Genomic DNA, 14,863 nt, shown 5'->3' with positions numbered 1-14,863 from the left:
TTTGTGACCGCAAGGCAGAGAACACGCTATGAGAGTCTGGGATACCAGTCATCTGCTCGACGATATACCGCCTCATAAACGGGCCACCGCCGAACATGTCTACGACCCCGCCGACAGCCAGGCCAACCTGCAGCAGATCAGGCTCCACTTCAAGCAGCTCCAGACCCGGCTGATTCTGGGCCTGGTGCTGGGCTTCCTCCTGCCCAACGCCCTGCTCTCCGCCTATTTTCACTTCCAGTTCACCCATACCCTCAAGGAAAGCGCCAAGCTCAACCTGGCGGCGGTGGCGGAAAGCCAGAAAAACACCATCGACCTGTATCTCCAGGAGCGGGTGGTCAACCTCTACAACCTGTTCCACAGCAAGGAATTCTCCCTCAATCCCACCCAGGAGCAGATGGACACCCTGCTGGCCAGCCTGAAACACTTCAACGACGGTTTCGTCGACGTCGGCTTTTTCGATACCCGGGGCGTCCAGATCGGCTATGCCGGCCCCTTTCCCTCGCTGCGGAGCGCGGATTACAGCGGGGAATCCTGGTACCGGAACCTGCTCACGGAGAACAAGAGCTACCTGATCAGCGACATCTACATGGGATTCCGCAAGATCCCCCATTTCACCATCGCCACCAAGCAGGTGTTCGACAACCGTACTTACGTGATGCGCGCCACCCTCGACCCGGACAAGTTCTACATCTTCCTGCGGGCCATCAGCCAGGGCAAGGAGGTGGATTCGACCCTGATCAACCACCAGGGCCTGTATCAGGTGGTCGATCCCGGCCGCAGCCAGCTCCCCGGCACCGGCGACTACATCCCCCCGGCGACCTCCGCCTCCGGCGTCGAGGAATTCGAGCGCGACGACCAGAAAATGCTGGTGGCCTATGCCTGGCTCAAGGAGACCCCCTGGGCACTGCTGGCCGTGCAGCCGGTGGCCGTGGCCCAGGCCGGCATGATCAAGGCCAGGCTGGTGCTGACCGTCAGCCTGATCGTCATCAGTTTATTGATCTCGGCCATGATCTATTTCACCATCAAGAAACTGGTGGACCGGGCCCGGCGCATGGCCGAAAAGGGGCAGCAGTTGCAGGAGATGCTGGCCCACGCCTCCAAGCTGGCCTCCATCGGCGAGCTGGCCGCCGGCGTGGCCCACGAAATCAACAATCCCCTGGCGATCATCATGGCCACCAGCGGCGTCATCCGCGACATGCTCAACCCGGAATTCGAACTCGACCACAGCCCGGAGGCCATCTACAAGGAACTGTCGGTGATCGACACCGCCGCCAACCGGGCCAAGGGCATCACCCGCAAATTGCAGGATATGGGCAAGAGCCGCGTGCCCAGCGTGGTGGCATGCGATGTCAACGTCCTGCTCGACGAAGTGGTGAGCCGGCTGAAGAAGGTGGAATTCAAGCCCAAGCATATCGAGGTGATCAGCCATCCGGCCGCCGACCTGCCGCCCATCCTGGCCGAGCCCGAACCGCTCCGCCAGGTGTTCGCCAATATCCTGATCAACGCCTCCGACGCCATCGCCGACAAGGGGACCATCACCATCACCTCCGAATTCAGGGAGGACACGGTCTGGGTGACCATCGCCGACACCGGCAAGGGCATTCCGCCCGAGAACCTGCAACGGATCTTCAACCCGTTCTTCACCACCAAGGGCGGCGGCCGGGGCACCGGCCTGGGCTTGAGCATCGCGGCGAGCATCGTCAAGTACCTGGGCGGCACCATCAAGGTGAACAGCATTCCGGGGACGGGCAGTTCGTTCACCATCCTGCTCCCCATCAACGAACAGGCGAAGACAACGATCAAACAACACGACAACTGAACGCAGCATATGGACAAGAAGCAGCGCGAATTCAAGGTATTGCTGGTTGACGACGAGGATGTGTTCCGCGAGGCCACGGCCCGCCAGCTCTCGGTGCGGGGCTTTATCGTGCTCACCGCCGCCAGCGGCGAGGCCGCCGTCGAGCTGGTCAGGAACGATCCGCCGGAGGTGGTGGTGCTCGACCAGCAGATGCCGGGGATGCACGGCTCGGACACCTTCATCGAAATCAAGAAGCTCGATCCGCTGATCGAGGTGATCATGCTCACCGGCAACACCAGCGTCGACAACGCCATCGAGCTGATGCAGATGGGCACCTTCGACTATCTGATGAAACCGATCAACATCGACGAACTCCTCTACAAGATCGAGGACGCCTACACCCGGAAGAAACTCAACGAGAAGCAGCAACGGGAGGCGGGACAGTGACCCCCCGCTCCGGGCGATTCGCCGCCGCTGCCGATACAGGCGATTCATGCTGAAAAAACTGGCCGCATTCTCCAAAAAGTTCTTCTTCCTCAACCAGGAAGAACACGATCCGGGCCTGGAGGCCGAAGAGGTGGACGCCCTGCGGCTCACCTTCAAGTCCCGCTACCACAGCTTCAAGCTGCTGCTGGCCGCCAACACCAGGATTCTGGAGGGCATGGCCGATATCGAGCGGGCGCTCCAGGGCAACGAATCGTTTTCCATGTCGTTCGTGCAGACGCACTGCACCGCGATCTCGGTCAACGTGTTCCGGATGATCAACGACATGGAGAACATCGCGCCGGGGAAATACACCGCCCTCAAAGACAGCTTCGTCGCCATCCAGAAGCGGATCGACGCCCTGCTCGGCGCCCGGAAGAAAATCGTCGACCGCCGGCTGGTCATCCCCCTGGAGGCGCTCAACAGCGACATGACCGATCTGGTCGGCGGCAAGATGGCCAACCTGGGCGACATCAAGAACAGGTTGCAGATGAACGTGCCCCCCGGCTTTGCGATCACCGCCGCCGCCCACGAACTGTTCATGCAGGCCGACGGCCTCCAGCGGGAGATCGACCGGCTCTTCCAGGTGGCCGGCTCGGACGAGGACCGCAATCTCGACCTGGTCAGCTCCCAGATCCGCCAGCTGATCATGGCCGCCGAGGTTCCCGAGGCCATCTACCTGGCGGTGGTCGACGCCTATTCCGCCATGAAGGCGGCCAACCAGGACCAGGAAATCAGGATGGCGGTGCGGAGCAGCGCCTTTGGCGAGGATGCGGCCAACAGCTCGTTCGCCGGCCAGTACCGAAGCGAGTTGAATGTCGGTTTCTCGCAGTTCTTCTACTATTACAAACAGGTCATGGCCTCCAAGTACAGCGTCCAGGCCATCGCCTACAAGCTCAGCCGCGGCTTCCGCGACGAGGATATCGCCATGTGCGTGGGCTGCCTTGCCATGATCGACGCCATCGCCGGCGGAGTGATCTACACCCGCAACCCGCTTGATTCGAAGGACGAGGCCATCTACATCAATTCGACCTGGGGCCTGCCCAAGGCGGTGGTCGACGGCAACGATCTCTGCGACCTGTTCGTGGTCTGCCGCGACGACGACCTGACCATCCTCAGGCGGGAGGTGCAGCGAAAAGGGTTTCAGGTGGTCTGTCTGGAGGGCGAGGGCTGCATCCGCACCGAAACCGACGACGATCTCGCCGTCAAACCTTCCCTCACCGACCGGCAGATCCGGGAGCTGGCCGACCACGCCATCCGCATCGAACAGTACTACGAAACCTCCCAGGATATCGAATGGGCCATCGATGTCGAAGGGAATGTCTTCATCCTCCAGTCGCGCCCCCTGCAGCAGATGGAGGCCGTGCTCCCCGGACCGGAGCTGGATCTCAAACGGTTCGAGGCCTCCCTGATCGTCGAGGGCGGCATCAATGCCAGCCCCGGCGTGGCCTGCGGCAAGGTGTTCAAGGTGGCCAAGAAGGTCGACATCCTCCAGTTTCCCGAAGGGGCCGTGCTGGTGGTGGACCAGGCCCTGCCCACCTGGGCGCCGCTGGTGGCCAGGGCGGCGGCGGTGGTGTCCGAACAGGGCGGCTTTGCCGGCCACCTGGCCAACGTGGCCCGGGAATTCGGCATTCCCGCCATCTTCGGCGTCAAGGGCGCCATGGCCCGGATGCACAACGGCGACGCGGTCACCGTGGCGGCCGACCTCGGCCGGGTCTACCTGGGCAACATCGGTCCCCTGCTCGAATGGACCCGTCCCGAGCCCAAGCTGATGCTGGGCAGCCCGGTGTACGAATCGCTTGCGGAGGTCAGCCGCCACATCATTCCGCTGCACCTGCTCGATCCCGAAGCGCGGGATTTCCAGCCGCAGAACTGCCGGACCTTCCACGACATCACCCGGTTCATCCACGAAAAATCCGTGGTCGAGATGTTCAACTTCGGCAAGGACCACAGCTTTTCCGAGCGCTCCAGCAAGCAGCTCCATTACCGGGTGCCGATGAACTGGTGGATCCTCAACCTCGACGACGGCTTCACCCACGAAATCCACGGCAAATACGTCAAGCTGGACGAGATCGCCTCGATCCCGATGCTGGCCTTCTGGGAGGGGTTCGCCGCCATCCCCTGGGACGGGCCGCCGGCCCTGGACGGCAAGGGCATGACTTCGATCATGTTCCGCTCGACCATGAACACCGCCCTGGTGGCCGGGGTCAAATCCAAGTACGCCGACCGCAACTATTTCATGATCTCCAGGAATTACTGCACCCTGAGCTCGCGGCTCGGCTATCACTTCTCCACCATGGAGGCCATGGTCAGCGAGCGGTCCGGCGAGAACTATCTCGGCTTCAAGTTCAAGGGCGGGGCGGCCGATTTCGAACGGTGCCTGGGCCGGATCCATTTCATCCGCGAGATCCTGGAGCGCTACGGCTTCCGGGCCACGATCAACGGCGACAACCTGAACGCCCGCATCGAGGGCCATGACATGGCATACATGATCGGCCGCCTCAAGATCCTGGGCTACCTGACGCTCCATACCCGGCAGCTCGACATGATCATGGGCAACAGCGCCCTGGTCGGCTATTACATGAACAAGCTCACCAGGGACATCGATTCGCTGCTGCCGTGACCGGTTCGAACAAAAGGGCCAGGCCGCTTGTTCCCGGCCGGCAACGAGGCATTGCATTGGGGAAAGAACAATGAGACAGATTGTCCACGTGCTGGCCGTCGTTTCCTGTTGTATCCTGCTGGCCGCCCCCGGCCCGGCCGTGGCGGACAAGGCCGGGATCAGGCGAAACGTGGACGACATGGTGGCGGCGATCAACAGCGGCAAGGCCGCCACCGATTTCGCCGCCGGTGCCTATACGCCGTACGTCTTCATCATGGAGCCGAGCGGCAGATTGCTGGTCCACCCCTATCTGGCCGGGGAATATCTCCAGGAGAAGGCGGCCCCGGTCTATGCGGCCCTGCACAAGGCGACGTTGGACGGCACCTGGGTGACCTATTACTGGAAGGGAGCGGAAAAGGAAACCTACGTGCGGAAGACCCGGACCGGCCTGACCATCGGCAGTGGGCAATGATTTCCGCAGGCGCTCCGATGGCGGCCACGGACGACAACGGGGGAAGGCGGAGGCAGCGCATGGCGTGTATCCACAGCAGGCACAGGCTGCCGCCATCGGTTGAAAAAAAACAGGGCGCCCCAGGGCGGAGGCAGCGCTTCCTCCGACGGATGCGCCGTCACGACCCATCGCAGAGCATGACACTCGTCGCAGGAAGGGGCCATGTCGACCATTCTCGGTAATCTCAGACAGCTGTTCAGGGATATCTGCGGCCGGAACAGAGCGGACCAGCCGGGCAATCCCACGGAGATGAACGCCCTGTTCCGGTTCCGCTACACCCTGTTCAAGGAACTGCTGGTGGCCAATTCCGAACTGCTCACCGTCCTGTCCGACATGGACGAAAAACTCAAGGGCGAGACGGTCTTCGGCCTGTCGTACATCACCAACCAGGTCAACAAATCCCTCCGCCACGCCTTCCAGATGGTCAAAAGCCTCAACGTCATGTCCGGCGGCAAGCATCGGGAACTGTATGCGGCCCTGGAGCGGATCAACGACCGGATCAAGGCGATCATGGCGGAGCGCAGGGCCGAGCACGCGCCGCGGGCGGCCGTGCCCTACGAGCAGATCCTGCTTGCGGATGCCGACTGGGCCGGCGGCAAGAACGCCAATCTCGGCGAAATCAAAAACCGCCTCGACATCCCGGTTCCCGAGGGGTTTGCCATCACCACCAAGGGCTTCCACGATTTCTTCGCCTACAACGACCTCAAGGAAGAAATCATCAAGCAGAAAAACCTGATCTATATCAACGAATTCGACCTGCTGAGCAACCTGAGCGCCGAGACCCTGGAGCTGGTCCGGTCCAAGCCGATGCCGCCCGAGCTGGAGCGGGAAATCCTGGCCGCCTGCGAGCAGCTCTGGGGCGATGACCAATCGGTGCTGCTGGCCATGCGCAGCAGCGCGGTGGGCGAGGACGGCGACATCTCCTATGCCGGCCAGTACCTCACCCTGCTCGGCGTGACCCGGGCCGAGATCTGCGAGGCCTACAAATCGATCATCGCCAGCCTGTATTCGGCCCGCTCCATCTCCTACCGCAGTTCCAAGGGCGTGTACGACGAGGACCTGGCCATGGCCGTGGCCTGCCTCAAGATGGTCGACTCCAGGGCCAGCGGCGTGCTCTACACCCGCCATCCCTACGACATCACCGACGAGCACATCCTGATCAACGCCGTCTGGGGCCTGGGACCCTATGCCGTGGACGGGGTGGTCACCCCGGATGCCTACACGGTGACCAAGGATGCGGACCTGGTCCTGCTGGACAAAACCGTGGCCACCAAGCCGGTGCAACTCGTGCTGAACAGGCAGGGCGGCGTCGAGGAACGGCCGGTGGACGCCGCGCTGCAGGGCGCGCCCTGCCTCACCGACGACCAGATCCGGACCCTGGCCGGGTACGGCGCCGCCCTGGAGGCGCACTACAAATGCCCGCAGGACGTGGAATGGGCCCTGGACCAGGACGACCGCCTGCTGCTGCTCCAGTCGCGGCCGCTGAAAATCCAGTCGCCCAAGAATTTCTGCCTGCTCAAGACCGCCCCCCTCGAAGGCTACCGACTGATCGTCGACAGCGGCGAGATCGCCTCCCAGGGAGTGGGCAGGGGTAGTGCCGTCCATGTCCGGTCCATGGAGGACCTGGCCGATTTCCCGGAGGGCGGCGTGCTGATCGCCCGCCATTCCTCGCCGGAATACGTGATCGTCATGCGCCATTGCGGCGCCATCATCGTCGAGGCGGGCAGCGTCAGCGGCCACATGGCCGCCCTGGCCCGCGAGTTCAACGTACCGACGCTCATCTGCGCCCAGCCGGTGATGGAACTGATCCCGCCGGGTATGGAGGTGACGGTGGACGCCTATACCGGCCGGGTCTACGAAGGCACGGTCACCGAGCTGCTGGCCGCGGTGAAGAAAGAAGAGGCCCACATGAAGGGCACGCCGGTCTACGAACAGTTGCAACGGATCGCCAAGAACGTCATCCCGCTCAATCTGGTCAACCCCGACGCCCCGGAGTTCACCCCGGCGGGCTGCGCCACCCTGCACGATCTCGCCCGCTACTGCCACGAATACTCCTACAAGGAGATGTTCCAGATCAGCGACCTGGCCTCCAAATTCCACGGCTGGTCGCTCAAGCTGGACGCCCCCCTGCCCATGGACATCCACCTGATCGACCTGGGCAACGGCCTCAGGGAGGGGGCAATGGTGAAGTGGAACGCGGTCCAGGTCGACGAGATCGTCTCCGCCCCTTTCCTGGCCCTGCTGCGGGGCATGCTCAACAGGGAGGTCCACGGGCTGGAGCCCCGGCCGGTCAACTTTGCCGGCCTGCTGTCGGTGTTCCGGGAACAGACCATGGCGCCGGGCCATGTGGGCGAACGGTTCGGCGACCGCAGCTATGCCATCATCGCCGACAAATACCTCAACTTCAGCTCGCGGGTGGGGTACCATTACAGCGTCATCGATGCCTACTGTGGCGACACGGTCAACAAGAACTACATCACCTTCACCTTCAAGGGCGGCGCGGCCGACGACATCCGCAAGAACAGGCGGGTCCGGGCCATTTCCCGCATCCTCGACCGGGAAGGCTTCAAGGTCGACGTCAAGGCCGACAAGGTGGACGCCCGCTTGCAGAAATATCCCAAATCCTATATCGAAAGCCGGATGGACATCCTGGGCCGGCTGCTGATCTTCACCCGCCAGCTCGACATGCTGATGACCACGGAACAGAGCGTGGAATGGGTGGCGGAAAATTTCGTGGCCGGCAACTACAAGCTCACCGCTCCCCCTGTCGAGGCGTGACGCGGCGACCGCTCTTCACTCCCCCCGGGCACCCCTCGGCACCCGCAACCCAGAGAGGCACACCATGCAAAACCTCATCCTCCTGATCATCATCGTCGGCTCCCTCGTCATCGGCATGGTCATCGGCATCAAGATGCGCAACAGAAAAAAATAATGCCGCTCCGACCAGCAAGGGCGCCGGCGCCCGCCTCTGTCGCGCAAGCGAGGCGGGCCCTGCCGGACAGGGTTCCAGAACCGCACCGCCACAACGAACGACATGCGAGAAAAATATAAAGACTACATCCGCCTGCGACGGCTGCTCTCCACGGGTTTTTTCGTCAGCGGCATCATCCCCATCATCATCATCGCCCTGGGCTCGATCTACAACTTCAAGCAGCTCTCGATCAACAACATCGAGGTGACCGCCCGGCAGGTGGCGGAACACCGCAACGACGCCATCAACACCTTTCTCCAGAGCCAGGTCAACTTCCTCACGACCCTGATCAACCTCTATCAGCTCGATCAGCTGCAACAGAAGGAAAATCTCGAAAAACTCTTTCTGGCGGTCAACCGGGGCGACAAGGCAGGGGACATCGTCGATCTGCAACTCATCGGCACCAGCGGCAGGCAGATGGCCTACGTCGGCCCGTATCAGGACAAGATAGCGGGCAAGGATTACCAGGATTCGCCCTGGTTCAAGGAAGTGCTGGCCCGCGGCACCTATGTCAGCGACGTGTTCAGCGGCTTTCGCGACTACCCCCACTTCGTCATCGCCCTGACCGATCCCCGCAAGACCTTTGTCCTGCGGGCGACCATCAATTCAGGCATCTTCAATTCGCTGCTGCACAGCGCCCAGATCGGGGCCGGCGGCGACGCCTTCATTCTCAACTCCAACGGGGAGTTCCAGACGCCGAGCCTGCAAAAGACCACCCGGCTGAACGAGGTGGAGATCGGGATGCTGCGCCACCATGCCGGCACCGAGCTCGCCGACGACGACGAGTACCTCTATGTGAGCAAATGGCTCAACGGCAACATGTGGCTGTTGGTGGTCAAGACGAAAATCACCGATTCCCTGACCAACTACTTCAAATACCGGGACCGCATCACCTTCAGCGTGCTGGCGACCGCCGCCCTGTTCCTGGTGATCAGCTCCGGTATCAGCCGGTTCATCGTCGAACGGATCCGGCAGGCAGACCGGGAGCAGACCGCCCTGGACCAGCAGATGGCCCACATCGAAAAGATGGCGAATATCGGCCGGCTGGCCGCCGGCATCGCCCATGAGATCAACAACCCCCTGCAACTGATCCAGATGCAGGCCGGCTGGATCGACGAATTGCTGCAGGAAGAGAATCCGGGACAGGTCGCCAACCTGGAGGAATACCGGAAATCGGTGGGGAAGATCAGGCAGCACGTCAACCGGGCCGGCACCATCACCCACCGCCTGCTCGGGTTCTCCCGGAAGATCAGCGCCGAATACGACGTCCAGATCAACGAACTGATCCGGGAGACCATCTCCTTCCTCGAAAGCGAGGCCCACAAGAACAACATCACCCTCAATCTGCAGTTCGACGAGGAGCTGCCCATGCTGCGCACCGACGGCGCCCAGGTGCAGCAGGCCCTGCTGAACCTGATCGAAAACGCGCTCGACGCCGTGGGGCCGGAGGGCGTGATCGACATTGTCACCTCCAGGAGCGCCAAGGAGATCAGCGTGCAGATCGCCGACAACGGGCCGGGGATCGACAGGGATGTCATGGAGAAGATCTGGGAACCCTTTTTCACGACCAAGGAGGCCGGCAAGGGCACCGGCCTGGGGCTTTCCATCTGCAGCGACATCGCCCACCGGCTCGGCGGGACCATTACCGTGGAAAACAGGCCGCAGGGCGGGGCGGCGTTCACCCTCAAACTGCCGCTGCGATAACGTGCACCCCGAAAATCCGGCCAGGATGCCGGGAGAAGGGGGGACGGCAGGGTTGCGGAGTCTTACCTGCCGCTTTTGAACAGACCGCGCAGGGCCTGGAGCAGGCCTTGGCCGCGGCCTTTTTGCAGAGGGCCGGAGGGCTGACCGGCCTGGCCGTTTGCCCCGACGCCCCTGGGAGCGGACGCCACCGTCTTGATTCGCTCCACCAGTTCCCTGATGTCCACCGGTTTTTCAAGCACGTCGGCCGCGCCCAACTTCATGGCATGCACCCCCCTGGATACCGTGGCATGCCCGGTCAACAGGATGATCCGCTGGGCGGGATCGAGCGCGACAAGCCGCTCCAGCACCTGCAAGCCGTCCATCTCGGGCATCTGCAGGTCGAGCACGATCACGTTGAACCGCGCGTCGCGGACGAGATCGAGAGCGGCCCGGCCCGATGCGGCGCTCGTCACCTCCATTCCCCGAATGGTCAGCCGTTCCGCCAGGATATCGAGGAATTCCCGGTCATCGTCGATCAGCAGCACTGTTACGGCCATACCTTCCCCCGCATCTCCAGGTGATCAGCAGCGTTCACTCGCGTTCACTCGATGAACCGGAGGGGCATGTGCAGGCAGAGCCGGCCGTTGTGCGGATCGGCCCGCACCTGCATCCGCAGGAAAAAAATCAGGGGCTGCCCCTCGGTCGCCACCGTTGTCTCCAGTTGTTCCACGGGTATCTCGGGGGTGCAGTGCAAGGTCACGACGACATCGCTCTCTTCGCGCACGGCACCCAAAACGACCTGCTGCCCCTCCCCGGCCAGGAGGAAGATGTTTTTCAAACAGATCCACAACAGGTTCTCGAGCACGAACGGCAGCGTCTGCACCTCGATCTCTTCCCCGGCAGCGATCGAGAGGCGCACCCCCTTCATGGTGGCCAGCCGTTCGGACAGGGCGACCGTGCAGGCGAGGATGTCGCGGATGCCGGTGGTGACGACGGGCTGGTTGGCGCTGTGGGCAAATCGGTTGAGCCGGCGCACGATGTCGTCGGCGCCTTGCACCCGCCGCCGGATGCTGTCCGAAATCGTTTGCAGCCGCTCCGGGTCCAGCGGACGCCCTTTTTCCGACAGGGCGACGAGATCGCCGAGCAACCCGGCATTTTCATTGATAATCGCCAGGGCGTTCTTGATCTCGTGCGAAATGGAGGCGGTCATGCTGCCGAAAAAACTCAGGCCCAGGCTGTCCACCTTGCCGTGATAGCTGCTCATCCCCGCCCTCCTTGTCCCTGACAGATTTCGTTGAGTTTGGCGACGAGCACCTCGATCTGGACCGGCTTGATCAGGTAGTATTCCCTGCCGCTTTCGGCCGAGCAGGCCTCGAAATCCTCCTCCGATCCATGGCCGGTGAGGAAGATGAATTTCATCCCCGGCCGCCGGGCCTCGATCAGCCGCTTCAGGTCGAGACCGTTCATCTCCGGCAACCGGACATCCAGCAGGGCGATATCGAACTCCTTTTCCTCAACCATGGCCAGCGCCGTCCGATAATCGGTCGCCCAGGCGGCCTCGATGCCCCGCATGTCCAGCCGCTCCGCCAGGGTCGCCACCAATTCCTCTTCGTCGTCAACCAACAGTACCCGCATGAGCTTCTCCTTTGTCCGCATGGTATTCGAGCGGCAGGGTGATGATGAAGGTCGTCCCCGCGCCGACGGTGCTTTCGATGGCGATCGAGCCGCCAATCTCCGTGACCAAGCCGTAGGTGATCGACAACCCCAGGCCGGTGCCGCCGCTGCCGCTCTTGGTGGTGAAAAAGGGCTCGAAAATTCTCTCTATATTTTCCGGCGGAATGCCGCAACCGCTATCGCGCACCGTGGTGACGATGCCGGTGCCGTCGTCGTTCAGCCGGCTTCTGATCTCGAGCCGCCCCCCCTCTTTCATCGCGGCGAAGGCGTTGTTGACCAGATTGATGAACACCTGCTGCAATTTACCACGATCGCTGAAAAATTCAGGAAGTTCCGCCGGAATGTCGACTTCGACGGCGATATTGCGGTAGCCGGCCTCCTTGATCTGGAATTCCAGCACGTCGTTCACCACCTGCCTCAGGTTGACCTTCTGGACGCTCACCTGGATATTGCGGGCGAAATTGAGCAGTTGCCGGGTAATGGTGGCGCAGCGCTCGACTGAATTGATGATCGAGTCGACCAGGCCGAGCAGCCGCTGGTCGCCGGCGTATTCCTTGCGGAACGTGAACAGGTCCCGGATGAGCCCGGCCTTTTCGTTGATGATGGCCAACGGGTTGTTGATCTCGTGGGCCACGCCCGCGGACAGGCGGCCGATCGAGGCCATCTTGTTGGCGTATTCCACCTGATGCAGCGAGGCCAGCCGCTTCTGGTCGGCCTGGTGGATGCTGTTGACCAGGTAGGTGCAGATGCCGAAGACCACCGCCACGATGGCGACTACCGAACCGACGAGGAAGACCAGCAGCTTGCCGCCGGCGGCCTCCCAGGTTTCCATCAGGGTGTCCTTCTGCTTGATCACGATGAGGATGAACGGCGTGCCGGTGATATAGGCATAGCCGGTGACAATCTCCCGCCCCAGGTGGTCCTCGCCCTCGGAAACCTCGGTCCGTGGCGAGAACGGCGGCACCGGGAGGGGAAACTGCTTCATGATGGTGCCGTAATAGCGGGACGGCGTCTGGATGATCCCCTCATGGTTGATGAGGAAGGCGTCGCCGTTGTTGCTGAGCTCGAAATGGGAAAGGATGGCGCTCAGCTGTTCGATGTCGAGACTGGCCCGGAGGATGTAATGCCGTCCCTGGGGGTCGTTGTGGAGCACGGAAATGACCAGGTGGGGGGTCATCCTGAACCCGAGGAACACATCGCTGACATCGGACCGCATGGCGATGGAGTCGTGATAGGTCTCCTGTTCCTTGTAATGCAGCTTCTTGTACCAGTCCTGGCCGCTGTAATTCATGCCCCGGATCTTATAGGGGCCGGTATAATTGACCTGCGTCCCGGTATGGTCGATCAGGCCGAGATCGTACCATTCCCCCAGGCCGCTCTTCAGATTTTCGAAGAGCTGCTTCAGCCGGTTCTCATCGGCCAACTGCTCGAAACTGTTGTCGAGAATCAGGAAATTGAGGGCGAAGACGCGCTCGTCCAGATAGGAGGTCAGGGTGCGGCGCAAGTTGGAGACCAGACGGGTGGTGCGCAGCAGCAGCTCGGATTCCAGGGCTTTTCTGCTGATGCTGTAATCGACCACCGCCAGGGTGAACAACGGCAACAGGACCACGGCGAGCGTGGTGACGATGGATTGCTTCCACAGCCGCCTGAAATTGAACAGCGATTTGTACATGCCCGACGCCTGATCGGAATGCTCAAGGAATCTGGGCTTGTAGCGTTTCCATCCATCCTGCATGGCAGTTTCTCACATGCGCATACGATCGGCCGGGCCAGCGGCCGTCCTGGTGAGGACCAAGGCGGAAAGCGGGACAAAATTCGTCCCCGCTGCCGCACCACTCTTTCGTACCCCTGTGCCGGCGCGGCGAACCGTGTTTCCGGTTCGCCGCGCCAACCTGCTGGCCAGCCGGGCGATCAGGAGCCCTGCTGACGGCGCTGCATGATTTTCTCGTTGGCCTGTTTCATGGTCTCGCTCAGGACATCGATATCCACCGGTTTCTGCAGATAGGCGAAGGCCCCCAGCTGCATGCAGGTTTCCCGGTCGGTCTCGTTGCCGTGGCCGGTGAGGATGATCACCTCGATCTCCGGCTGGGTGGCCTTGACCCGCCGCAACACCTCCATGCCGTCGATGCCGGGCATCTTCAGATCCAGGATCATCACGTCGGGCTCGTCCTCGCGCAGCATCTCCAGGGCCGATTCGCCGTCGTAGGCGACCGCCGACCCCATGTCGCGGAGCAGCAGGCGCTCCGAAAGGGTCTGGACGAATTCGCGCTCGTCATCCACCAGAAGGACCCGGGCCGGCGCCTGGAAATCGAGTTTGCGGTAGATGTCCGCCTGGTGGAAATTCTTGCCGACCTCGGTGGCCACGGACCGGACCCCTTCGACCTTCTGCACGATCTCCTTCAGTTCCTGTTCGAGCCGGCTCAGCATGAGCACGTTCTTTTCGATGGTCAGGGTGACCGCGCCGTCCTTGGCGGCCACGGTCACCTCGTGCCCCTCCAGGGTCAGGGCGACCTGGACCCGGGCCTGCAGGCGGAAATCGGCCAGGGCGGCCAGCGAGGCCTCGGTCGGGGCCACCACCTCGGCATGGAGATTGCGGACGATGAGGTGCATGGATTCCTCCGCCCTGATCTTGTCGGTGGGGATGACGATATCGTACAGGGCCGGGTCCCAGGGGTCCGCCTTGCCGGTCATCTGCAGCACCCAGGCCGCCTTGTCCTCGTCGCTTTTGTGGATCGTCTTGAGCGGGTCCTTCTCCGGCACCGGCAGGGATTGCGCCTGCCGGACCCGATAGGCCATGTCCGCGACCAGGCAGATACGCAGGACATGGGAAATCGAGGCCGGAACGAGATGGCAGCAAAAACCGACCACCACCAGGTTCCCCTCGACGAGCATCTCGGCGACCGCCTGCCGCATATAGGCGACGGAGCGCTCCTTTTCATGCGTGAACGGATTGAACAGCGAGGTCTTGGCGGCAAAGGCCCTGCTGACCCGCTCCGCCGGAATCCCCGACATCTTGCCGGCCAGGGCGGCGATTTCGCCGTCACCGACCAACCGGTATCCGGTCGTGTCGACCAGTCGCGGCACGATCTGCTCTTCGTTGCAATGCAGTGCGTTGAAAACGGTAATCACGGACATGGGATT

Annotated in this window: 11 protein-coding genes; 6 read left to right on the top strand and 5 right to left on the bottom strand. The window is 62.3% G+C overall.

Going from position 1 to position 14,863, the window contains the following annotated elements:
• Positions 1 to 28 precede the first annotated feature (28 nt).
• The 6 genes from Q362_RS0108025 to Q362_RS19770 all read left to right on the top strand — a co-directional run bounded on the left by Q362_RS0108025 (position 29) and on the right by Q362_RS19770 (position 10,069).
• Entirely contained in the window at positions 29 to 1,819 is a 1,791-nt protein-coding gene (locus tag Q362_RS0108025) for a sensor histidine kinase (protein ID WP_028318257.1), read from the top strand.
• Positions 1,820 to 1,828: 9 nt separating this feature from the next.
• A complete protein-coding gene (locus tag Q362_RS0108020) occupies positions 1,829 to 2,245 on the top strand; it encodes a response regulator (protein ID WP_028318256.1) in 417 nt (138 codons plus the stop codon).
• A gap of 46 nt (positions 2,246 to 2,291) precedes the next feature.
• A complete protein-coding gene (locus Q362_RS0108015) occupies positions 2,292 to 4,904 on the top strand; it encodes a PEP/pyruvate-binding domain-containing protein (protein ID WP_028318255.1) in 2,613 nt (870 codons plus the stop codon).
• A gap of 70 nt (positions 4,905 to 4,974) precedes the next feature.
• Positions 4,975 to 5,355, top strand: coding sequence for a hypothetical protein (locus Q362_RS0108010; protein WP_028318254.1), 381 nt, complete (start codon positions 4,975 to 4,977; stop codon positions 5,353 to 5,355).
• Between the two features lie 201 nt (positions 5,356 to 5,556).
• Positions 5,557 to 8,172, top strand: coding sequence for a PEP/pyruvate-binding domain-containing protein (locus Q362_RS0108005; RefSeq protein WP_028318253.1), 2,616 nt, complete (start codon positions 5,557 to 5,559; stop codon positions 8,170 to 8,172).
• A gap of 256 nt (positions 8,173 to 8,428) precedes the next feature.
• Positions 8,429 to 10,069: a sensor histidine kinase gene (locus Q362_RS19770; protein WP_051553894.1), complete on the top strand. Its 1,641-nt coding sequence runs from the start codon at positions 8,429 to 8,431 to the stop codon at positions 10,067 to 10,069.
• A gap of 62 nt (positions 10,070 to 10,131) precedes the next feature.
• Here the strand turns inward: Q362_RS19770 and Q362_RS19765 are convergent, their stop codons facing one another.
• The 5 genes from Q362_RS19765 to Q362_RS0107970 all read right to left on the bottom strand — a co-directional run bounded on the left by Q362_RS19765 (position 10,132) and on the right by Q362_RS0107970 (position 14,857).
• Positions 10,132 to 10,605 (bottom strand): response regulator, encoded by a 474-nt coding sequence (locus Q362_RS19765; protein WP_084312447.1) that lies wholly within the window; start codon positions 10,603 to 10,605, stop codon positions 10,132 to 10,134.
• A gap of 44 nt (positions 10,606 to 10,649) precedes the next feature.
• Complete coding sequence (locus Q362_RS19760; RefSeq protein WP_051553893.1) at positions 10,650 to 11,312, bottom strand: sensor histidine kinase; 663 nt, start codon at positions 11,310 to 11,312, stop codon at positions 10,650 to 10,652.
• On the bottom strand, positions 11,309 to 11,683 hold the full coding sequence (locus Q362_RS0107980) for a response regulator (RefSeq protein ID WP_028318252.1): 375 nt from the start codon (positions 11,681 to 11,683) through the stop codon (positions 11,309 to 11,311). Before Q362_RS0107980 ends, Q362_RS19760 begins: the two co-directional genes overlap by 4 nt.
• Positions 11,664 to 13,457 (bottom strand): sensor histidine kinase, encoded by a 1,794-nt coding sequence (locus Q362_RS19755; protein WP_035216053.1) that lies wholly within the window; start codon positions 13,455 to 13,457, stop codon positions 11,664 to 11,666. The genes Q362_RS0107980 and Q362_RS19755 overlap by 20 nt, the downstream gene beginning before the upstream one ends.
• 176 nt (positions 13,458 to 13,633) lie before the next feature.
• Positions 13,634 to 14,857 (bottom strand): response regulator, encoded by a 1,224-nt coding sequence (locus tag Q362_RS0107970; RefSeq protein WP_028318251.1) that lies wholly within the window; start codon positions 14,855 to 14,857, stop codon positions 13,634 to 13,636.
• Positions 14,858 to 14,863: the final 6 nt, after the last annotated feature.

Source organism: Desulfobulbus elongatus DSM 2908 (assembly GCF_000621145.1).
GTDB lineage: Bacteria > Desulfobacterota > Desulfobulbia > Desulfobulbales > Desulfobulbaceae > Desulfobulbus > Desulfobulbus elongatus.
This window is presented reverse-complemented; position numbering and strand designations above follow the sequence as displayed.